Genomic DNA, 22422 nt, shown 5'->3' with positions numbered 1-22422 from the left:
CCTTCAATAGTCCCGAAGATCTAGCGCGCGATGCCGCCGGCGGCGAGCACGGCGAGCGTCACCAATTCGCTCGCCGTCGCCGACATGGTCGCGATCTGCACGGGATGCGCCATGCCGACGAGCATCGGCCCGACCACCGCATCGCCGCCCAGCTCGCGCAGCAGTTTCGCCGACAGATTCGCCGATTGCAGGCCGGGCATCACGAGCACATTCGCCGGTTCGGACAGGCGGCTGAACGGATAGCTTTTCATGAGCTGCGGGTTGAGCGCGACATCGGGCGCCATCTCGCCCTCATATTCGAAGCTTACGCCCCGCTCGTCGAGCAGCGCCACCGCCTCGCGGATATTTTCGAGCCAGTTGCCCGGCGGATTGCCGAAGGTCGAATAGGAGAGGAAGGCGACGCGCGGCTCGTGGCCCATCCGGCGCGCCACGGCGGCGGTCTGCTCGGCGATATCGGCGAGCAATTCGGGCGAGGGCCGCTCGTTGATCGTCGTATCGGCCATGAACACGTTATGGTTGCGGCCGACCAGCATATGGATGCCGAACGGCCGGCGGCCGGCGATCGGATCGATCACCTTCATCACCTGGCTGAGCGACTGGCTGAACTGCCGCGTCACGCCGGTAATCATCACATCCGCCTCGCCGAGCGCGAGCAATAGCGCGCCGAAGATATTGCGGTCGTTATTGACGAGCCGCTCGCAATCGCGGCGCAGGAAGCCGCGGCGCTGGAGCCGGTCGTAGAGGAAATCGACCATCTGCGGCACGAGCGGCGAATTGCGGCTGTTGTGATATTCGAAGCTGTCCGGATCGTCGACGCCGAGGTTGCGCAGCCGGTCCGGCACATCGTCGCGGCCGACCAGCACCGGAATCCCGTACCCGCCGTCGCGGAACTGGATCGCGGCCCGCAGCACGACCTCCTCCTCGCCCTCTGCGAAGACGACGCGGCGCGGCTGGGCGCGGGCCTGCTCGTATGCGAGCGTCAGGACCGAATTGGTCGGGTTGAGCCGCGATTTCAGCGTGTGCCGGTAATTTTCCATGTCGAGGATCGGCTGACGCGCGACGCCCGAATCCATTGCCGCCTGCGCGACGGCGGCCGGCACGATTTCCATCAGCCGCGGATCGAATGGTGCCGGAATGATATAGTCCGGCCCAAAGCTGTGAGACTTGCCATAGGCGGCGGCGACCTCTTCGGGCACCTGCTGTCGCGCCAATGCGGCCAGAGCTTCGGCCGCGGCAATCTTCATCTCGTCATTGATCGTCGTTGCCCGCACATCCAGAGCGCCGCGGAAGATGAAGGGAAAGCCGAGAACGTTGTTGACCTGGTTCGGATAGTCCGAGCGGCCCGTGGCGATAATCGCGTCGGGCCGGACGGCCTTCGCGTCTTCGGGCGTGATTTCCGGATCGGGATTGGCCATGGCGAAGATGATCGGCTTCTCGCCCATCGATTTCACCATGTCCTGATCGACGACGCCCGCGACGGACAGACCGAGGAAGATGTCCGCACCGTCCATCGCCTCGCGCAACGTGCGCTTGTCAGTGGGCGCGGCATGGGCGGATTTCCACTGGTCCATCGCCTCTTCGCGGCCTTGGTATATGACGCCCTTGGAATCGCACATCAGCACGCGGTCGCTCGGTGCGCCCATCGCCTTGATCAGTTCTGTGCAGGCGATGGCGGCGGCGCCGGCGCCCGATACGACCATATCGACATCGGTGATGTCGCGGCCCGTCAGGTGCAGCGCGTTGATCACGCCGGCCGCGGCGATGATCGCCGTCCCATGCTGATCGTCATGGAAGACCGGGATGTTCATGCGCTCGCGCAACGTCTGCTCGATGATGAAACAGGCCGGCGCGCCGATATCCTCGAGATTGATGCCGCCGAAGCTCGGTTCCATGATCTCGACGGCGCTGATGAACTTGTCGACATCCTCGGTGTCGAGCTCGATGTCGATCGAATCGACATCGGCGAAGCGTTTGAAGAGCACGGCCTTGCCTTCCATCACCGGCTTCGACGCGAGCGCGCCGAGATTGCCGAGGCCGAGGATCGCCGAACCGTTGGAGATGACCGCGACGAGATTGCCCTTCGCCGTGTAATCGTACGCCGTAGCCGGATCGTCGGCGATCGCCTTTACCGGCACCGCAACGCCCGGCGAATAGGCGAGGCTCAGGTCGCGCTGCGTCGCCATCGGTTTGGTCGCCACGATCTCGATCTTGCCGGGCCGGTCATGGGCGTGAAAGAGAAGCGCTTCGCGTTCCGAAAATTCGACGTTGCTATGGTCGCTCATCATGCCCCTCTGTGGATGATCCAGTGGATAAGTGGGCTAGCCCACCCCACGGCCTTTTGAGGCATGGCGGCGGTCGCGGCAAGACGCTATCCCCGGATTCGACATGGCGACCAAGGCGAAAAAGAAGCAGGCGGCGAAGGGCGGGCCGACCCCGATGATGGCGCAATATCTGGCGCTCAAGGAGAGCGTGCCGGATTGCCTGCTTTTCTATCGCATGGGCGATTTCTTCGAGCTGTTTTTCGACGACGCCAAGGCGGCCGCCGCGACGCTCGATATCGCGCTGACATCGCGCGGCGAGCATGACGGGCAACCGATCCCGATGTGCGGCGTCCCCGCGCACAGCCATGAGGCCTATCTCGCGCGGCTCATAAAAGCAGGCCATCGCGTTGCCATCGCCGAACAGACCGAGTCGCCCGAAGAGGCGAAAAAGCGCGCCAAGGAAGAGGGGAGGGCGTCGAAAGCGCTGGTCGGGCGGGCGATCGTGCGCGTCGTAACGGCGGGCACGCTGACCGAGGAAACGCTGCTCGACGCGCGAGCGGAGAACTGGCTGGTCGCGGCGACCGAGACCGGCGAGAAGATCGGCATCGCGGCGGCCGATATCTCGACTGGCCGGTTCATTCTGTCGGCAGCCGCGCCCGATATGCTCGACGCCGAACTCGCGCGCCTGTCTGCGGCGGAACTGATCGTGCCGGAGAATTTCGCGAACGCGCCGGCGCACGCGCAGCTTTGCCCGAAGAGCGATTTCAGCAGCATCGCGGCGGAGAAACGGCTGAAGAAGCTCTTCGGCGTGGCGACGCTCGACGGGTTCGGCGATTTCGACCGGGCGGAGCTGGCGGCCGCGGGCGGGCTGCTCGCCTATCTCGAGACCGCCGGGCAGGGCGATCTGCCGTTCCTGCAACCGCCGCAGCGTCATCGCACCGGCGATCATATGCTGATCGATTCTGCGACGCGGGAAAGTCTGGAACTGACACAAGCGGTTGGCGGCGGTCGCGCTGGCAGCCTTCTCGGCTGTATCGATCGGACTGTCAGCGGCGCCGGCGCGCGGTTGCTCGCCGCCGATATCGCCGCACCCCTGACCGCGCGCGAGGCGATCACCGCCCGGCTCGATCTCGTTACACTGTTCGAGCGCGATGCAGGGCTGCGGGACACTCTGCGCGCCGCGCTCAAGGCATTGCCAGATATCGGACGTGGGCTCGGCCGTCTTGTCGCCGGGCGGGGCACGCCGCGCGATCTCGGCCTGTTGCGGGACGGGCTCGGCGCGGCGCGGGATCTCCATATGCGCCTGTCGCGGATCGAAACGCCGCCCGCGCTACTGGTTGAATTGCTGCCGCCGCTGACCGGCCATGGACGGCTGACCGATCACCTGTCCCGCGCGCTGGTGCCCGAACCGCCGATCGACGCGGCGAAGGGCGGTTATATCGCCGAAGGTTATGACGCCGCGCTCGACGATCTGCGCGAAACGGCGGGCGCCGGGCGCAAGGCGATCGCCGCATTGGAGGCGCGCTATCGCGAGGCCACCGGCATCCAGAGCCTCAAGATCAAGCACAACAATGTGCTCGGCTATCATATCGAAGTGCCGTCCAAACATGCCGATCCGCTGATGAACGCCGATTCGGGCTTTACGCACCGCCAGACACTGGCCGGAGTCGTGCGCTTCAATGCGCCCGATCTGCATGACGAGGCGCAGCGGGTCATTCAGGCTGGCGCGCATGCGCTGGCGGCAGAGGCCGCGCACCTCGAAGACCTGATCGCCACCGTGCTTGCCGACAAGGAACGGATCGCTGCGACGGCCGATGCGCTGTCGCGGCTCGATGTGGCGTCAGCGCTCGCCGAGCAGGCGGCCATCTGCAATTGGACCCGGCCAAAACTGGCCGCTCATGCATGCTTCCAGGTCGAGGGCGGGCGGCATCCTGTGGTCGAGCAGGCGGTGGAGCAGCAGGGCGAGCGGTTCGTCGCCAATGATTGCCGCCTTGCGCCCGAAGAGCGGCTCTGGCTGGTCACCGGCCCGAATATGGGCGGCAAGTCGACCTTCCTCCGGCAAAACGCGCTGATCGCCGTGCTCGCCCAGGCGGGCAGCTATGTGCCCGCTGCATCCGCGGAACTCGGCATCGTCGATAAGCTCTTTTCTCGCGTCGGGGCGTCGGACAATCTGGCGCGCGGCCGGTCGACCTTCATGGTGGAAATGGTCGAGACCGCCGCCATCCTCGCCCAGGCGACCGAGAACAGTCTCGTGATCCTCGACGAGGTCGGGCGCGGCACCTCCACCTATGACGGCCTCGCTATCGCCTGGGCGGTGGTCGAAACCGTCCATGACGCGAACCGCTGCCGCTGCCTGTTCGCGACGCATTATCACGAGCTGACGCGCCTCGCCGAACGGCTCGATGCGTTGTCCCTGCATCATGTCCGGGCGCGCGAATGGAAGGGCGATCTCGTATTGCTCCACGAATTGGCCGACGGGCCGGCGGACCGCAGCTATGGGCTGGCCGTCGCGAAACTCGCCGGACTGCCGAAAGACACGGTTGCGCGCGCGAAATCGGTATTGGCCAAGCTCGAAGCCGGCCGCGCGTCGACCGGCGGTCTGGCGGCCGGATTGGACGATCTGCCGCTTTTCACCGCCGAGATCGCGCAGGAAGAAGAGCAAACGGACCCTTTGCGCGAAGCGCTCGACGCCATCCATGCCGACGATCTCAGCCCGCGCGAAGCGCTCGATCTCGTCTATCGGCTCAAGCGGCTGGCGGACGAAGCCGGCGACGCCTAGATTGAGGTCATGGCGAACAGCTCCATACCGAAGCGGCGTGCAATTATCGACCGGCGCGAGATCGCTGCCAAGCTCCATGCGCTGGAGGCAGAGGGGACGGCGGCATTGCGCCAGGCGGCCGTCACCGAATTGCGCACAGCGATGGACGCCGGCTGCGCGGAGATCGCGGCCCGGCTGGAGGCGAAGCCGTCGCGCGGATCGATCATCGCGCGCAGCTACTCCTTTCTCTACGATCAGCTGTTGCGGCTTATCTACGATTTCACCGTCCAGCGGCTCTATTCGAACAGCAACCCGTCCGACGCCGAGCGGCTGACGCTGATCGCCGTGGGCGGTTATGGGCGCAGCGAACTCGCCCCTTTTTCCGATCTCGATATCGGTTTCCTGACGCCCTACAAGCAGCCGCCCTGGTGCGAGCAGGTCATCGAATCGATCCTCTACACGCTTTGGGATCTCGGGCTGAAAGTCGGCCATTCGAGCCGCTCGCTCGACGATATGGTGCGCATGGCGAAAAGCGACATGACCATCCGCACGGCACTGCTCGAGGCCCGCTACCTATGGGGCGACGAGGACATTTACGACGAGGCGACGCGGCGCTTCTACGCCGAGGTCGTCGAGGGCACGGCGCAAGCCTTTACCGCCGAGAAACTGGCCGAACGCGACCGCCGGCACGAGCGGATGGGCGACAGCCGCTATGTTGTCGAACCCAATGTGAAAGACGGAAAGGGCGGCCTCAGGGATCTGCACACGCTTTTCTGGATCGGGCGTTACGTCCATAAAGTCCGCGATCTGGGCGAGCTGGTCGAGCACGGCCTGCTCACATCCGACGAGCTCAAGCAGTTCCGCAAGGCGCGCGATTTCCTGCTCGCGGTGCGCTGCCACCTCCATTTGATCGCCAATCGCCCGGAAGAGCGGCTGACGTTCGATGTGCAGCGCGAGATCGCCGAACGGATGAGCTATGCCGAACGCACCGGCAAATCGGCGGTCGAACGGTTCATGCAGCATTATTTCCTGATCGCGAAACAGGTCGGCGATCTCACTGGCGTATTCCTCGCGCATCTCGACGAGCAATATGGCCCGCGCGGCCGCCGTTTCGTCATGCCGACATTGCGGCGCAAGCCGCGCAAGCTCAACGGCTTCACGCTCGATCGCGGCCGGCTGTCGATTCCCGATGACGGGTTTTTCGCCGAAGACCCGGTGCGCCTGATCGAGCTGTTCGCGCTTGCCGACGAGCATGGCCTCGAAATCCATCCGGTCGCGATGCGCCAGGCGGCCCGCGACGAGAAGCTGGTGGCGAAAATCCGCAAAAACAAGCGCGCCAATGCGCTGTTCCTCGACGTTCTGACGAGCCCGCGCGACCCCGAAATCGTTTTGCGCTGGATGAACGAGGCCGGCGTGTTCGGCCGTTTCATTCCCGATTTCGGCCGTGTCGTCGCGCAGATGCAGTTCGACATGTATCACCATTATACGGTCGACGAGCATACGATCCGGGCGATCGGCCTGTTGGCGAAGATCGAGAATGGCCGGCTGAAAGACGATCATCCGCTCTCGCATGAGGTGATGGGGAAGCTCGTCTCACGCCGCGTGCTCTACGTTGCCGTCCTGCTCCACGATATCGCGAAGGGCCGGGGCGGCGATCATTCGATCCTCGGCGCGGAGGTGGCCGAGAAGCTGTGCCCGAGGCTGGGGCTGGACGCGGGCGAAACGCAGACTGTCGCCTGGCTGGTGCGCTGGCATCTGCTGATGTCGGCGACCGCCTTCAAGCGCGATCTCGCCGACCCGAAGACGATCGAGGATTTCGTGCTGGCGGTGAAAAGCCCCGAACGGCTCAAGCTTCTGCTCGTGCTGACCGTCGTCGATATCCGCGCGGTCGGTCCGGGCGTCTGGAACGACTGGAAGCGGCAACTGCTCACCGATCTGTACGAACTCGCGGAAGAGACGCTGCGCCTGGGCCACAAACATCATGGCCGCCGGACGCGCATCGCCGAAGCGCAGGATGCGCTCGCCGCGGCGCTCGACTGGCCGGAGGCGGATACCGAACGCCTCTTCAAGCGGATGCCCAAGGCCTATTGGATTGCCGAGAATGTAGATACCGCCGCGGCAAACGCCCGGCAGATGGCCGAAGCCGAGGCGCAGGATGAGAAACTCTCCATCGTAACGCAGCCGGATTCAGATCGCGGGGCAACGATGGTCACCGTCTACACGGCCGATCATCCTGGCCTCTTCTACCGTTTGGCTGGAGCGGTCGACATGGCCGGCGCGAACGTCATCGACGCGCGCATTTATACGACCCGCGATGGCATGGCGCTCGATAACATCCTCGTTCAGGATCCGCTGGGCGGCACCTTCGCCGATGCCCGGCAGTTGCAGCGGCTTGAGACGGCGATCCGCGATGCGCTGGCGAACAAGCACAAGATGCGCGAACGGCTCGAAGCCCGGCCGCTGGCGCGTACCCGAGCGGAGGCGTTCCATATCCAGCCGCTTGTCCTCATCGATAACAAGGCGTCGAACCGCTATACGGTGATCGAGGTCAACGCGTTGGATCGGCCGGCCCTGCTCAACAGCCTGACCCATGCGCTGTTCCAGTCCAGGGTGACGATCCGCTCGGCGCATATCGCCACCTATGGCGAACGCGCGGTCGATACGTTCTACGTAACCGATCTTTTCGGCGAGAAGATCCTGAACGGGCCACGCTTGAAAGCGCTGCAGAAACGGCTGCTCGAAGCGGCGGCGGTGCCGGACATCAAAGAAGAAGAGGCGGCCTAGGCCGGTTCCGGCTCGGGCGGTGTATTCGGGCGCTCGCGTTTTTCGAGCTGCTCGCGCGGCGTTTCGGGCGGCGCATAGCTGACCACGATATCACCGGGCTCGACCACGGGCCTGGCATCCGTCGAATAGAAGAGCAGGCGCTTGTCGGGCTTCAGCACGCAAATGAGCAGCGCTTCGGAATCGAGATTCTTCTTCAGATCGTCGACCGTGAATTTTTCTGTGATCTTGGTGCGCGTGAACACCCAGTCGGCGTCCTCGGCCTTGAGCAGGTCGTCGATCGTCGGGCCCGATCGCATCAGCACCCGGCCGCGCGCATGATAGGCGGCGCGGTCGCGGTCGGTGCCGATCTGGCTGACCGAATCATAACCCATTTCAGGCCCGAGATTGTCGCAGATCAGCGCATTATAGGCGTCGTTCTCGGTCGCCGCGATCAATTCCTGGAACTGGCCGAGGTCGAGATTTTCCTGCGTGACTTCGTCCAGAATGTCGCCGCGATAGATCGAAAGCTCGCGCCTCTTGGCGGCGCGCAGCGCATATTGCGACGGGTCGGCGATCGTGACCGGGATCTCCATCTTCTTGAGCAGCTCGCCGAAATCGATCGTCCAGCGGTTGGCGCCGACGAGCAGCACGCCGTTCGCCGGTCCTTGGTCGAGGCCGAGACGCTCCGCCCACCACCGGGCCGTAAATCCGTGCGCGAATATCGTCGCTATCACGACGCCGAACGATAGCGGGATAAGCGCTTCGGCATCCTCGACGCCGAAGTCCATGAGGCGGATCGCGAAGAGGCCGGTAATCGCCACGGCGACGATACCGCGGGGCGCGATCCAGGCGATGAAGAGCCGCTCGTTCCACGGCACGTTCGAGAACAAGAGCGAGATGAGAATGGTCAACGGCCGGACGACGAACAGCAGCAGAACCAGGAAACCGACAAAGCGCAACACGCCCTCGATCGGATCGGGCGACGTGGTCTGGAAGCTCGTAATCACTTCCCAATCGAGCGTTGCCGACAGGAGAATGAAGACGCCGGATATCAGGAGGACCGCGAGATCCTCCTTGAACCGGCGCAGAGCCTGGCTGGAGAACATCGGCCGGTTCGCCATCACGACGCCCATTATCGTGACCGTCACGAGCCCGGTTTCGTGCTGGATGATATCGGCCACGACGAAGCCGCCGATGACGACGATGAGCAGTATCGGTGCCTTCAGATATTCGGGCACATAGCCGCGCGGAAAGAACCAGGTGACGCCCCATCCCAAGGCCGCGCCGAGTAAGGCGGCGATGAAGGTCGAGGCGATAACGTCGAAGCTGATCGCCGCGATGCTGGTACCTGATCCGCCATAAGTGATATAGGCGAAGATGAAGACCGCGAGCAGGGCGCCGATGGGGTCGTTGACGATCCCCTCCCATTTCAGAATGTTCGACGCCCTTTGGCCGACGCGGAGCGTCCGCAGCATGGGCCCGATGACCGTCGGGCCGGTGACGACGAGAATGCCGCCGAACAGGGCCGAAACCTCCCAGCTCAGCCCCGCCCCGTAATGGCAGGCGAGCGTGCCCAGAACCCAGCCGACCGGCACGCCGATCACGACGACCCGCATCACCGCCCATCCGGCATGCCGCAACTCCCGGAAATTGAGGCTCAGCCCGCCTTCGAACAGGATCACGGCGACGGCGAGTTTGATGATGGGCTCCATCAGAGCCCCGAAATCTCTTTCGGGATTTATGAGGCCTCCGCGGAAAAATTCGTGCGGGATGAGCGCGCTGACCGGCCCGACGAGGATTCCGGTGATCAGCATGAGCGCGATGGCCGGCCGGCCCGTCCGCCAGGCAACCCATTGCGCTCCGACCCCGGCGACACCGATCACCGCGATCTTCACCATGAGGGAGTCGAGCGCCATCAGCCGTCCATGCCGGGGAAAGCGGGCCGCTTCAACACATTGTTACGGTCCAAAGAAAAGAGCCCGCGCCGTTTTACCGGCGCGGGCTCCTTCGATTTTACGTCGCGTTGAGCGACCTAGAAGCGCGTGCGAACCGTCACGCCATAGGTCCGCGGCTCGGCGAGGAACGCCGAATAGGTCTGCTGCGGTGCGATGAACGGCGTGTTGAATGCGACCTGGGTATAGTCCTCGTCGAAGAGGTTCTGCGCCCAGACTTCCAGCGACCAGCGATTGTCCGGTCCGCGGATGCCGATACGGCCGTTCACGACGATGAACGATTCCTGCTCCTTGCCGAACAGCAGGTCGGAACCGGTGTTGTACCCGCTCGTCATACGCGTGTTCAGATAGAAGAGACCGCTCAGGCCGCTATTGCCGATCGGCGGCGTCCAGCTCATCGCGCCCGTGACGACGAGGTCCGGTGCGTTGGAAAGCTGATCGCCGGGCAGGAGGCGCAGCGCCGGATCGAGTGGCGTCCCATTGTCGCGGCCGATCAGGTCGTTCTCATAGGACGTATCGACATAGGTGAAGCCCGCGTTGAAGGCGAGATAGTCGGTCGGATTGAGCGTCGCTTCGACTTCCACACCCTGCGAGATCACGCCCGGCTCGACATCGTCCGGTGCACAGGCGCCCGTCAGGCCGCCGGTGTCCCGATCCGCGCCGCCGAGATCGGTGCCGCAGCTATTGATGTTCTGCACCAGGAAGACCGTGCCGTTGAAGGTGTTCAGCTGGAAATTGCTGAACTCCTGCCGGAAGGCGGCGGCGCTGATCGTGAAATCGCGGCCCGTATATTTGGCGCCGATTTCGAACGCGTCGACCGTTTCCTCGTCGAACTGCAGATTGGCCGGGTCGTTGAGCACGGCCGGTCCGACGATCACGGACAGGTTGGTCTGTCCGGTAATGTCGGCGGGGCTGTAGAACGCGCCGGTCAACGCCGAACGGTCAAGGTTGAAGCCGCCCGCCTTATAGCCGCGCGAATAGCTGGCGTAGAGCAGCAGATCGTCGACCGGACGGTAGGAGAGCACAATCGTACCGGTGAACTCCTCCTCGTTGCGCTCGTCGGTAATGTTGAGCGCGTTGAGTTCGGTCGAGGAGTTGCCCTGACAGGTCAGCGAGATGAGGCCCCCGGCCAAGCCAGCCAGCGGCGTGGCGAGAAGCGGGGTCTGCAGCGCGCGCTGCGTCGGGCAGAAGCCGTTCGTGTTATTGAAATCGATATCGAGCGTCTTCGTCTCATTCGTGTACCGCGCACCGATCGTCAGATCGAGATTGTCGGTGATGTGAATGATATTATGCGTGAAGAAGGCGAAGTTTTCGCTGTTCTGCATGTAGCGCGTGCCGTTCGAGCCGACGCTGTTCACCTGCGACAGAATGTCGAGGCCGCCAAGAATGGCCGGCGTCGCCGCGCCGAAGGCCGGCATCGTGCCCGGCGCCGTGCCTTCGAGGATCGCGCGACCCGTCGGGCTCAGACAGCCCTGCCCGCCCGGCGATACGAGCGCCGGGTTGACCGCCAGGATGATCCGGCACGGTGCGAATGCCCCATACTGGCTGCCGAACTGCAGATTGTCGGTAACCGTCAGATCCTCGTTCGCGTAATAGGCGCCGACCAGCCAGTCGAGCACGCCGTCAAAAGCCTCGCCCTGCAGGCGCAGTTCCTGGCTGAAGGTTTCGAAGCGGCGCGCACCGGCGTCGTCGCCCGGTGCGCGGAACAGGATGTCGACGCCTGTGTAATCTGTGTCGGACGCCTGGTTGTTGTCATATTCGCGATAGGCCGTGATCGAGGTCAGCTGGGCGCCGCCAAAATCCCAATCGGCCTGCAGCGAAATGCCCCAGTCCTCGGTTTCGCCGGCATAGGATCGCCCGGCTGTCGGATAAATGTTCCGGTCATAGGGATCGTCGGTAAAGGCCCGCGGATCCTGGCCCAGTGCGAGCAGCACCGGAATGATCGGGTTTTGCGTGCTGACGAGCGAGCCGCTGCCGGCGGGGCCCGCAAACGGATCCAGCGCCGCATTCAGCGTCGCGCCCGGCGCGATCTCCGGTGTCACGAAGACCGCTGCGCAGCATTCCTCGTCCTTGTTCGAATAGTCGCCGATCAGGCGGAAGCTGAGATCGGGCGTCGCCTCCCAGAGCAGCTGGCCACGCAGGAGATAGCGATCCTGATCGTTGACCGTTCCGCCGTTAACGCGGTCGGTGTAGAAACCGTCGCGCTCCAGATAGACGCCGTCGATACGTGCAGCGACCGTGTTGCTGACCGGGAAGTTCAGACCGCCCTCGAGCCGGATCGTGTCGAAATTGCCGTAGGTGGCCGCGGCGTAGCCTTCCATGTCGAAGGTCGGGCCCTGGGTCACGATGTTGATGAGGCCCGCCGAAGCGTTCCGCCCGAACAGCGTACCCTGCGGTCCGCGCAGCACTTCGACGCGCTCGACCGGGCCGAGTTCGTTGAGGCCGGCGCCGGAGCGCGACCGGTAGACGCCGTCGATAAAGACCGCGACCGAACTTTCGAGGCCCGGGTTGTCGCCGACCGTGCCGATACCGCGGATACGGGCCGAGCCGTTCGCTTCGTTACCGGTCGAGGAGACGAGCAGCGAGGGGGCGAGCTGGTTCAGCTGCCGGATATCGTTGGCGCCCGAATTCTGCAGGCTTTCGGCGTTGACCGCGCTGACGGCGATCGGAACGTCCTGCAGCCGCTGTTCGCGGCCCTGCGCGACCACGACGATGACATTGTCGCTGGTCGACGCATTTTCGGCGACATCGGTCGGGGTGTCCGTGTCCTGTGCGATGGCGGGGGAAGCGATCGCCGCAAGACCGGCGGTCGCAAGCAAGAAGGATTTACGCATGGGTTCGTCTCCAGTTCGCGAATTTTGTTTTGTTTTAGTTGGCGCCTTTCTAGGTTTTCCGTTGGAAAACGCCAGCAAATCCACCGATCCGAACATGTGAGGATGCCGCAGTGATGCGTTTCGGCAACACAGCTGAATCTGGCTCGGTCGCGCGCTTCGCATTATGCAAATGGTTAGGGAATCGAAAACAGCTGGAGAGAGCGCATGGAAGTTACAGGAATGGGCGGCATCTTTTTCCGGGCGAAGGATCCCGACGCGCTTACCCAATGGTATCGCGAGCATTTCGGCTTTGGCGGCGGCGACAGTATCTGGCAGCAGGCGGCTGGGCCGACTGTCTTTGCGCCATTCAAACAGGACAGCGACTATTTTGCCGACGACAAGGCGTTCATGTTCAATTTCCGTGTCGACGATCTCGCGGCGCTGACCGGCAAGCTTGAGGCGGCGGGCATCGAAGTACTGCGTAAGGACGAGTGGGACATGGATGGCAGCTACGGCCATTTCGCCCGTGTCCACGATCCGGAAGGTAATGCGATAGAATTATGGGAGCCGCCGGCTGAGATGCCGGAGGAATAGTTCGGCGCCCTATCTATCGGGTGCCTGCGCGCCGCCGAGCGAGGGCGGCACGCGCTTTTCGATACGCGGCTCGGCAGCACTCGGCCGGCGAACCAGCAGGATGGCGACGAAGATCATCGCCATGCCCGCGATATCGATTGAAGTGAGAATTTCGGAGAACCAGAGGAAGCCGAGCAACGCCGAGAAGAGCGGCTGAACGAGCAGCCCCACGCCGCTCGCCAGCGGCGAAAGATGCGGCAATGCGTAAATGATCAGCCCCTGACCCGCGACCTGGCTGCTGAGCGCGAGGAGAAGCAGGGGCGTCCAGTCCGTTGGCCAGAACGCGCCACCGTTCAACAGCGCGACCGGCAGCAGGAATAGCGCACCGGCCGATGTGGCGAAGGCGAGGGCCGAGAGTGCCGACAGGCCGGCCCGCGCCTTGTTCATCACGATCAGATAAGCGGTGTAGAAGACGGCGGCGAGGAGGCAGAGCAGATCGCCGCGCAGATTGGCGGGCGATACCGAGGCTGACTGTCCGGCAAGCGTGACGATGCCGGCCGCTGCCAGCATAAGCGCGAGCCCGGCGACCGGCGTCGGCCAGCGGCGTACCACCAGATATCCCCAGATCGGAAAGAGGAAGGCGGTCGCGTTGCCGAGCAGCGTCGAGTTGGCCAGCGTCGTGCGCTCGATCCCGAGATGCCAGCTGCCGAGATCGGCGGCGAAAAACAGGCCGCCGAGTACGAGCCAGAGCGCGCTCTTCCCCTGCGGCAGCGCCGGGAAACGGCCCTCGACCGACCGGACGAGCAGCAGGAGAAGCGGCGCCCCGATGGCCAGCCGCCAAAATGCAGATTGTATCGCGCCGACATCCGCCAGCCGCACGAAGAGTGGCCCGGCGGACAATATGATGCTGCCGAGGAGGAACAGCGGAAAGGCGTAGCGCGCGGCGCCCATGACAGCCGCCCATGCGCCTGCCGGACCGCAGATTCAATTGCGAATGACGGTGGCGCCTATTTCGGCGCGAGCACCATGAGCATCTGCCGACCCTCCATCTTCGGATGGGCTTCGGTCTTCGCGGTTTCCTTGGTGTCTTCCTGTACGCGGCGGAGGAGGTCCATGCCGAGTTCGCGGTGGGAGAGTTCGCGGCCGCGAAAGCGCAGAGTGACCTTCACCTTGTCGCCATCGTCGATGAACTGGTGCACCTTCTTCATCTTCACGTCGTAATCGTGATCGTCGATGTTCGGGCGCATCTTGATCTCTTTGATGTCCTGCGTCTTCTGCGATTTGCGCGCAGCATTGGCTTTTTTCTGGGCCTCGTATTTGTATTTCCCGACATCGAGAAACTTTGCGACGGGCGGATCGGCGTTGGGGGAAACTTCGACAAGATCGAGGCCGACATCGGCGGCTTGCTCGATCGCTTCATTGGTCAGCAGTACGCCCAGATTTTCGCCATTTTCGTCGATCACGCGGACCTTCGGCGATTGAATGAACTGATTATAGCGGGGGCCGTTCATCGGCGGCGCCGCGGGGCGGCGGGAAAGCGGGGGACGTATAGCTGTATCTCCTTTTGTGTCGGCGCAATGCTGCGCAATGGCCCTAATATACGGTGGTTCGGCGCGGAATCAAAGATGCGGATTGATTTGTCAGAATTTCCCCACCGGGAAATCGGCGCACCGGCCCGCACCCCCTCCCGACCTCCCAATCAGGGTATTCTCATGGGAGGTCGGGAGGGGGTGCGGGCCGGTGCGGCGCGAAGGTCTGACAAGTTAGCGCAAGTCCGGCGGCGTCGCCTCCTCGGCCAGCATTGTAACCAGTTCGTCGACGGCCATGACCTTCTGATGCTCGTCCGATCCGAGCCGGCGCAGCGCTACAGTGCCTTCTTCAGCCTCGCGCATGCCGACGACGAGCAGGTTCGGGACCTTGGCATGGCTGTGTTCGCGCACCTTGTAATTGATCTTCTCATTCCTGAGATCGGCCTCGACGCGAATACCGGCCGCTTCCAGCTTTTCGGCGACTGCGCGCGCATAATCATCGGCATCCGATACGATCGTTGCGACAACTGCCTGGGTCGGCGCGATCCAAAGCGGCAACTTGCCGGCGAAATGTTCGATCAGCACGCCGATAAAGCGTTCGAAAGTGCCGAAGATCGCGCGGTGCAGCATCACCGGGCGGTGCTTCTCGCCATCCTCACCGATATAGCTGGCGTCGAGCCGCTCGGGCAGCACCCGGTCAGACTGCATCGTGCCGATCTGCCAGGTCCGCCCGATCGCGTCGGTCAGGTGCCATTCGAGCTTGGGCGCATAAAAGGCGCCTTCGCCGGGCAGTTCTTCCCAGCCATAGTCTTCGCTTGCCATGCCGGCGTCGATGACAGCCTGGCGCAATTCTTCCTCGGCCTTGTCCCACATTGCGTCCGAACCGAAGCGTTTCTCGGGGCGCAGCGCGAGCTTGATCTGATAGTCGAAGCCGAAATCGTTGTAGACTGTATCGACAAGTTTGCAGAAGGCGCGAACCTCCTCAACGACCTGATCTTCGGTGCAGAAGATATGCGCGTCGTCCTGCGTAAACTGCCGCACGCGCAGGATGCCGTGTAGCGCGCCGTGCGGCTCGTTGCGATGGCAGCATCCCATCTCGCCCAGCCTGATCGGGAGGTCGCGATAGCTGGTAATGCCCTGCTTGAAGATAAGCACATGCGCCGGGCAGTTCATCGGCTTCAGGGCCATCCAGTCTGCATCGTCGGAAACGAGCGGCCCCTCGTCCTCAGTGTTCGGCACCTCGTCAGGGATGACGAACATGTTCTCGCGATACTTGCCCCAATGGCCCGATTGTTCCCATTGCCGCGCGTCCATCACCTGCGGTGTCTTGACCTCGCGATAGCCGGCGGCATCCATCCGCCGGCGCATATAGGCTTCTAGCGCCCGCCATATCTTGTAGCCCTGCGGATGCCAGAAGACGCTGCCATGCGCCTCTTCCTGCAGGTGGAAGAGATCCATCTCGCGCCCGAGCTTGCGATGATCGCGCTTTGCGGCCTCTTCGAGCCGATGGAGATGCGCCTTCAATTGCTTCTTGTTGAGCCAGCCCGTGCCGTAGATGCGGGTGAGCTGCGCATTGCGCTGATCGCCGCGCCAATAGGCGCCCGCGACGCGCATCAGCTTGAAGGCCTGCGGGTCGAGCTTGCCGGTGCTGGCGAGATGCGGGCCGCGGCACATGTCGAGCCAGTCGTCGCCCGACCAGTAGACGGTCAGTTCCTCGTCTTCGGGCAGCTCCTTCGCCCATTCGGCCTTGAAGGTTTCGCCTTCGCCCTCCCATTTCTCGATCAGCTGCTCGCGCGACCAGACTTCGCGGCGCAGCGGCTTGTCGGCCTTGATGATCTCGCGCATCTTTTCCTCGATCGCGGGCAGATCATCCATGCCGAACGGCTCGCGGCTCTCGGGTGCCATCACGTCATAATAGAAGCCGTCATCGGTCGCCGGTCCGAAGGTGATCTGGGTGCCGGGCCAGAGTGCCTGCACGGCTTCGGCGAGGACATGCGCATAGTCATGCCGGACGAGTTCGAGCGCGTCGGCCTCGTTGCGCGCCGTGATCAGTTCCAGCTCGGCATCGCCGTCGAAGGGCCGGCCAATATCGCGCACCTCACCATCGACGCGCGCGGCGAGCGCGGCCTTGGCGAGCCCGGGACCGATCGCGGCGGCGACGTCGGCCGGCGTCGCACCGGCTTCCATCTCGCGCACCGATCCGTCGGGCAGGCTGATCTTGAGGACTTCGGTCATCGTCTCACACTTCCATTCACATCATGTCTGTCGGAATCCGCTGCTGGCCCTATGCCTTTACGGTTCCCGTTTCCGCAAGGCCATCCGCCGCGCACGCATTGCGCACCAGGGCCAGGTCTTCGGCGCACATATCGTCGCGCTCGCCGGCAAGATTGGCTTCCACATAAGCTGCCAGCGCTTCGGCATCGGCCAGCGCATTGTGCGGGGTTTCGCTCGCCTGCGCGGTGTCGAAGCCGGGAAGGTTCAGCAGCAGGCAGGCGAACTGGAACGGGTCATTGCGCTTGCCATGATCGCGCAGCAGCATCGCGCAGAAATGGGATATGTCTTCGGGCCAGTCGGCAATGAAGATGTGCGGACCCCCTCCCTCTTTGACATCCTTGCGCAGGAATTTCTGCATCTTCTTGACCGCCTGCAACCGTGCGATCGGCTCCCGGCCGAAATGCGGAACGACATGGTCCTTCACCCAAGGCACGACGAGCTCGTGCGCGTGGAGCACTTCGTAGAAATGCGCGCCGTCCTCCCGCACGAGTGCAATGCTGAGCAACTGGCCGCCGGTGCCGTTGAATTCGGTGTCGATATAATAGCGCATGATCGCTTCTCCGCGCCTTGCAAAGTCTGGAACCGGTTTCAGGAAGCTGGCGCGGCGCCACCCGAAACCGGGTGGCGGGGTCCGCGATTTACGCCGCGACCGTCCGCCCCCGGTTGCCCGAGGTCGTCGTGGTCGTGAGTGTGGTGCGTTCGCGTACCATGTCTTGGAAGATAGCGGTGCCGATCCGCGCGATCAAGCGCGTGGCGATTGCACTCGATCGAAGAAGTCGCCATCGTTCTGGCGATGGCCACTGTACCGGATGGAGCCTGTCTCGTGATCGGTGCCGGAGACGATACCGGCGGCGCCGTCGCGCGCGCCTTTGCCAAAGAAGGCTATCAGGCCTGTCTCGTTCGCCGGCCGCGTCATGGCGACGCGCTCGAGAAACTGGCGGACGATATTCGCGCGGACGGCGGAACGGCGCATGCTCTGCCCACCGATGCGCGCGACGAAGACGCCATGGTCGAACTCGTTGAGCGTATCGAGGCCGATATCGGCCCGATCGCGGTTGCAGTCTTCAATATAGGCGCGAATGTGAACTTCCCCATCACCGAAACGACGGCCCGCGTTTATCGCAAGGTCTGGGAGATGGCGGCCTTTGCCGGCTTCCTGATGGGCCGCGAAGTCGCGAAACGCATGATCGGGCGTGAGCGCGGTACGATCCTGTTTACCGGCGCGACGGCCAGCATGCGCGGCGGACCGGGTTACAGCGCGTTCGCCGGCGCGAAATTCGCGCTGCGCGCACTCGCTCAGTCCATGGCACGCGAACTCGGGCCCAAAAACATCCATGTCGCCCATGTCGTGATCGACGGTGCGATCGACTCGAAATTCATTCGCGAAAATGTGCCCGATGTGGATGCGAAGCGCGACGCGGACGCGATCCTGTCGCCCGACGCGATCGCGGCAAATTACGTCATGCTGCATAAACAGCCGCGCAGCGCCTGGACGCATGAGCTGGACCTCAGGCCCTGGAAGGAGACTTGGTAGACATGAGCACCACCGTCGATTTCATTTTCGATTTTGCGAGCCCCAACGCCTATCTCGTCCATCGCGTGTTGCCCGGTATCGCCGAGCGGACCGGCGCAAAGTTCAACTATATCCCCTGCCTTTTGGGCGGGATATTCAAGGCGACCGGCAACAAGGCGCCGATGGTCGCCTATGCGCCGATCCCCAACAAGCTCGCCTATGAGCAGCTCGAATTCGGACGGTTCATCGCCAAACACGAGCTATCCGACTTCACCTTCAACCCGCACTTTCCGGTCAATACGGTGCTGCTCCAGCGCGGGGCTCTGGTCGCCGAGCGCGACGGGCGGCTGATGGACTATGTCGAGGCCGGCCTTCATCATATGTGGGAAGCGCCGAAGAAGATGGACGATCCCGAAGCCTATGCGGCGGCCATGGATGAATCCGGTTTCGATGGCGCGGCGCTGGTCGAAGGTGCGCAGCAGGCCGAGATCAAGCAGAAGCTGATCGACAATACGAGCGCGGCGGTCGATCGCGGCGCGTTCGGCATCCCGACCTTCTATGTCGGCGACGAAATGTTCTTCGGCAAGGAACGGCTCGGTCAGCTCGAAGAGGCGATAGTCGCTAGGGTTCGGACCCACGGCCAATAGCGCTGCGGCGTCAAAATGGCGAACATATCGGGCGGAAATGCACGCCGGGAACAGTGGTTCTGTTTCCAAGTGGATTTCCGTTTGAGATGGAGGCCATTTTGCCGTCCCTTTGGGATTTGACCGATTTGGCCCACTGCTTCGTTGGGAAGGCTTGAAATATGTCTATATTCCATCGCCTCCCCGCCTCGCATTGAGCCAAATCGCTTCAAACCGAAGCGCTATTGGCCGTGGGTCCGAACCCTTAGCTGAGCGGCGCGCTGGCGAAGAGCACGCCGAAAGCGCGGCACCAGATCACGATCGATCGGTGATTGCCGTCGAGCGCGCCGGCCGGAATGACATAACTCTGATCGCCGCGGCTGCGCTGCAAGCGGCCGAGATCGACATGGTTGGCGCGGCGTGCATGGCGTTCGCTGCGGACGCTGGCAGCATCGGTCACCCAGACGCGTAAGTCCGGCCCGCCGGTCACCGAGAAATCCTCGAGCTGCACTACGAGATCGCCATTCGCCCGGCGTACGAGACGCGCGGTCCCGCTGGACCGGTGCGATCTACCGACGCCGCGAAACTGGCCGGACGCGACGGTCTCGGCACCGCTTTGCGCGATGGCGGCGGAGGGCGACACGCCGATGGAAAGCGGGACGGCCAAGGTCGAGATCGCGATGGCGGCAGCAGCGCCGCGCGAGAATGTGCGAAGCAGGGGCATGGTCTATCCTTCGTTAGCGCCGCCAAGTTGCGGACTGACCGGGCTTCGCATCGCCGCCATTCATGGTTACAGCCTTGCGCGAATCGCCTGCACCGGGAGAGGCTGCCGAATGACCGAATTGCGCTATCATGAGCGGGCCGACCGGCCGCGCCTTGCCTATCGCCATCGCGAGGGGATCGGGCCGACGCTCGTCTTCCTGCCCGGCTATATGTCCGACATGACCGGTTCCAAGGCGGGCGCGATCATGGCCTATGCTGAGGCGGAGAACCGCGCTTGCCTGCTGCTCGACTATGCCGGATGCGGATCGAGCGACGGCGATTTCGAGACGCAGAAACTTACCGACTGGCGCGACGACGTGATGGACCTCGTCAATGCGCTGGTGCTCGGCCCGGTCGTGCTGATCGGCTCCTCGATGGGCGGCTGGCTGATGCTGCTCTGCGCGCTCGCGCATCCCGAGCGTGTCTCGGCGCTGGTCGGCATCGCGGCGGCGCCCGATTTTACGGATTGGGGCTTCACCCAGGACGAGAAGCTGACCATCCTGCGCGACGGGCGGCTCGAACAGCCGTCGGACTATGACGGTTCGCCCTATGTCACCACGCGCACCTTTTTCGAAAGCGGCGAAGCCAGCCGTCTGCTTGGCACAGAGATCGCCATCGATTGCCCGGTGCGGCTCACCCATGGCCAGCAGGATCGCGACGTCCCCTGGGAATATTCGGTTCGCCTCGCCCGCCAGCTGCGTTCAGCCGACGTCCATGTCACGCTCGTCAAGGATGCCGATCACCGGCTGTCGCGCATCGAGGATGTCGCGCGGCTATTGGCCCAGATCGAATGGCTGCTCGAAAGCCTGAAAGCGTCCTGATTTGAGTTTCGCCCTGTTTCTCGCCGCGTTCCAGGCGGCGCCCCCGCCCGTCGATCCGATCCTGATCCCGCGCCGCGACGAATCGCAAGCGGACCAGAGCCTCGCCATGGCCTCGGCGCAGCGCCTGTTGAACTGCATGCGGCTGGCCGAGCGGGATGCGAGTGCCGCGCTTGCCGAAGGCGCACGCTGGGTGCTGGCCGATGGCGGCATCGATGCCGAACTGTGTCTCGCGATCGGTCACGAAAATGCCGGCGAATGGGAAAGCGCGGAGAGCGCCTATCTGCGCGCGCACGGCGCGGCCGAAACCGCCAGCGACACGCGGGCGATCGGCATTCTCGCAAATGCGGCGCGCATGGCGATGCGCAAGGGCGATCCGGCGGCCGCGCGCACGCGCTTCGATACCGTACTGGCCGATCCGGATCTCAGCGATGCGGTGCGCGGCAATGTGCTGCTCGAACGCGCCCAGGCGCATGTGGCCTTGGAGGACGGTGCCTCGGCCCAGACCGACCTGGTCGCCGCCCAGGCTTTGCTGCCGAACGACAGCATCGTCTGGCTCTTCTCCGCCACGCTGGCGCGGCGGCAGGGCGATTTCGATACGGCCGGCGATTTCATCGACCGCGCGCTCGAACTCGATCAGACCGATCCGGCGATCCTGCTCGAAGCCGGCAATATAGCGATCGGGCTCAACGCCTATGATATCGCCCGCCAGGCTTGGTCCCGCGCGATGACGACCGAACCCGAGAGTCCGGCCGGTCAAACGGCGGCGCGCAATATCGAACGGCTCGATACGCTGCTCGCCGAAACGCCGACGGTTCCGGTCGAGATGCCGGAGGGCGAAGATGTGGAATCTTCCGATTCCGCCCCTGAGACGCCCGAGAGCTAACCCAGATAGAAATCGATCGTCGTGACGACGCGCACCAGTTTATAGGGCGTGTCGGCGACGCCGTAACCGCCGGCATCGCCGTCGCGCGCGGAGATCGAGAAATAGCCTTGCGTCGCGCTGCGGATGCTGCCGACATCGGTGCCGCTGTCTTCGGCGAACTGGTTGGCCGATGCGCGCGCGTCCTGCGTCGCCTCGGCGACCATTTCAGGCTTGATCTCGTTTAACCGCGTGAAGGTGTAGCTCATGCCCGAACCCTCTTCGAGCACGACGCCGCGGCGCACGAGATCGAACTGACGCGCGACCGCGTTCTGCGCGCGTTCGATATCGGTCGTGCGCAACTGCAGGCGTTGACGGATCGTATAGGTCTGCTGACCCATATTGTTGCTGTATTGGGAGACATTGACGCCCGATGGCTGCAGCGCTTCGGCTTCGAAGCCCAGCTCGCCGAAAAAGGCGCGGATCGCCTCGGTATCGCGGTCGATATCGGCCTGTGCCTCGGCAAGGTTTGACGAGCGCGCAGAATAGGAGATCGTCCAGGTTGCAAGATCGGCGGTGACTTGGCGTTCGGCCAGGCCGCGCACCGTGACGGAGCGTTCGGCCATCTGGGCGCGGAGCAATCCGTCGCCGAGCAGATAGCCGCCGGCGACGATGCTCACGCCGAGTATCCCGCTCGCGATAAGCAGCGTGCGCGTCGGCGGATTGCGCCAGCTCCAGCCATTTGTGTCATGTGTGTCTTCGGTCATCGGTCATCCCCCTTTTTGGGCGCCCGCCGGTGCTTTCGCTCGTTCCGGCGCGCGGCTATCATGCGACCCGATACCGAATCTCGCCATAATGCTTGAAAGATGAACCGTTGCTGACGTGCGACGAACCGTTGACCGCAATGAAGGGATTGTGCCG

General features: G+C 63.7%; 16 protein-coding genes. 7 read left to right on the top strand and 9 right to left on the bottom strand.

Going from position 1 to position 22422, the window contains the following annotated elements:
- Positions 1–20 precede the first annotated feature (20 nt).
- The gene (locus ACTS1Z_RS05775) at positions 21–2282 is read right to left on the bottom strand and encodes an NADP-dependent malic enzyme (RefSeq protein ID WP_442623495.1); all 2262 of its coding nucleotides are present in this window, start codon (positions 2280–2282) and stop codon (positions 21–23) included.
- Between the two features lie 103 nt (positions 2283–2385).
- Between ACTS1Z_RS05775 and mutS the strand changes: the two genes are divergently transcribed.
- Together mutS and ACTS1Z_RS05765 are read left to right on the top strand one after the other, a co-directional pair.
- Positions 2386–5040, top strand: coding sequence for a DNA mismatch repair protein MutS (mutS, locus tag ACTS1Z_RS05770; RefSeq protein ID WP_442623494.1), 2655 nt, complete (start codon positions 2386–2388; stop codon positions 5038–5040).
- Positions 5041–5049: 9 nt separating this feature from the next.
- Positions 5050–7803, top strand: a complete 2754-nt coding sequence (locus tag ACTS1Z_RS05765; RefSeq protein ID WP_442623493.1) for a [protein-PII] uridylyltransferase — start codon at positions 5050–5052, stop codon at positions 7801–7803.
- Here the strand turns inward: ACTS1Z_RS05765 and ACTS1Z_RS05760 are convergent.
- The gene (locus tag ACTS1Z_RS05760) at positions 7800–9698 is read right to left on the bottom strand and encodes a cation:proton antiporter (protein ID WP_442623492.1); all 1899 of its coding nucleotides are present in this window, start codon (positions 9696–9698) and stop codon (positions 7800–7802) included. The two genes, ACTS1Z_RS05765 and ACTS1Z_RS05760, sit on opposite strands and share 4 nt — an antisense overlap.
- Before the next feature lie 116 nt (positions 9699–9814).
- A complete protein-coding gene (locus tag ACTS1Z_RS05755) occupies positions 9815–12568 on the bottom strand; it encodes a TonB-dependent receptor (RefSeq protein ID WP_442623491.1) in 2754 nt (917 codons plus the stop codon).
- A 204-nt stretch (positions 12569–12772) separates the two neighbouring features.
- Between ACTS1Z_RS05755 and ACTS1Z_RS05750 the strand changes: the two genes are divergently transcribed.
- Entirely contained in the window at positions 12773–13141 is a 369-nt protein-coding gene (locus tag ACTS1Z_RS05750; protein ID WP_442623490.1) for a VOC family protein, read from the top strand.
- Positions 13142–13150: 9 nt separating this feature from the next.
- Here ACTS1Z_RS05750 and ACTS1Z_RS05745 read toward each other — a convergent pair whose 3' ends face one another.
- The 4 genes from ACTS1Z_RS05745 to ACTS1Z_RS05730 form a co-directional block, all read right to left on the bottom strand.
- Positions 13151–14071 carry a DMT family transporter gene (locus ACTS1Z_RS05745; protein ID WP_442623489.1) on the bottom strand — a complete coding sequence of 307 codons (921 nt, stop codon included), beginning with the start codon at positions 14069–14071 and terminating at the stop codon, positions 13151–13153.
- A 56-nt stretch (positions 14072–14127) separates the two neighbouring features.
- The gene (infC, locus tag ACTS1Z_RS05740; protein WP_299321760.1) at positions 14128–14631 is read right to left on the bottom strand and encodes a translation initiation factor IF-3; all 504 of its coding nucleotides are present in this window, start codon (positions 14629–14631) and stop codon (positions 14128–14130) included.
- Positions 14632–14883: 252 nt separating this feature from the next.
- Positions 14884–16884 (bottom strand): threonine--tRNA ligase, encoded by a 2001-nt coding sequence (gene thrS, locus ACTS1Z_RS05735; protein WP_442623488.1) that lies wholly within the window; start codon positions 16882–16884, stop codon positions 14884–14886.
- A gap of 49 nt (positions 16885–16933) precedes the next feature.
- The gene (locus ACTS1Z_RS05730) at positions 16934–17473 is read right to left on the bottom strand and encodes a hypothetical protein (protein WP_442623487.1); all 540 of its coding nucleotides are present in this window, start codon (positions 17471–17473) and stop codon (positions 16934–16936) included.
- Between the two features lie 207 nt (positions 17474–17680).
- Between ACTS1Z_RS05730 and ACTS1Z_RS05725 the strand changes: the two genes are divergently transcribed.
- Positions 17681–18457: an SDR family oxidoreductase gene (locus tag ACTS1Z_RS05725; protein WP_442623486.1), complete on the top strand. Its 777-nt coding sequence runs from the start codon at positions 17681–17683 to the stop codon at positions 18455–18457.
- Between the two features lie 2 nt (positions 18458–18459).
- Positions 18460–19083 (top strand): 2-hydroxychromene-2-carboxylate isomerase, encoded by a 624-nt coding sequence (locus ACTS1Z_RS05720; RefSeq protein ID WP_442623485.1) that lies wholly within the window; start codon positions 18460–18462, stop codon positions 19081–19083.
- Positions 19084–19324: 241 nt separating this feature from the next.
- Here the strand turns inward: ACTS1Z_RS05720 and ACTS1Z_RS05715 are convergent, their stop codons facing one another.
- On the bottom strand, positions 19325–19783 hold the full coding sequence (locus ACTS1Z_RS05715; protein WP_442623484.1) for a DM13 domain-containing protein: 459 nt from the start codon (positions 19781–19783) through the stop codon (positions 19325–19327).
- Positions 19784–19892: 109 nt separating this feature from the next.
- Here ACTS1Z_RS05715 and ACTS1Z_RS05710 point away from each other — a divergent pair, with 109 nt between their 5' ends.
- A complete protein-coding gene (locus ACTS1Z_RS05710) occupies positions 19893–20642 on the top strand; it encodes an alpha/beta fold hydrolase (RefSeq protein WP_442623483.1) in 750 nt (249 codons plus the stop codon).
- Position 20643: 1 nt separating this feature from the next.
- Positions 20644–21525 (top strand): tetratricopeptide repeat protein, encoded by an 882-nt coding sequence (locus ACTS1Z_RS05705; protein WP_442623482.1) that lies wholly within the window; start codon positions 20644–20646, stop codon positions 21523–21525.
- Here ACTS1Z_RS05705 and ACTS1Z_RS05700 read toward each other — a convergent pair.
- A complete protein-coding gene (locus ACTS1Z_RS05700) occupies positions 21522–22268 on the bottom strand; it encodes an SIMPL domain-containing protein (RefSeq protein ID WP_442623481.1) in 747 nt (248 codons plus the stop codon). The two genes, ACTS1Z_RS05705 and ACTS1Z_RS05700, sit on opposite strands and share 4 nt — an antisense overlap.
- Between the last annotated feature and the right edge of the window lie 154 nt (positions 22269–22422).

Origin of the sequence: Parasphingopyxis sp. (assembly GCF_052168295.1) — a bacterium.
Taxonomy (GTDB): domain Bacteria; phylum Pseudomonadota; class Alphaproteobacteria; order Sphingomonadales; family Sphingomonadaceae; genus Parasphingopyxis.
The sequence above is the reverse complement of the archived record's forward strand: the minus strand, read 5'-3'. Positions and strand labels throughout refer to the sequence as shown.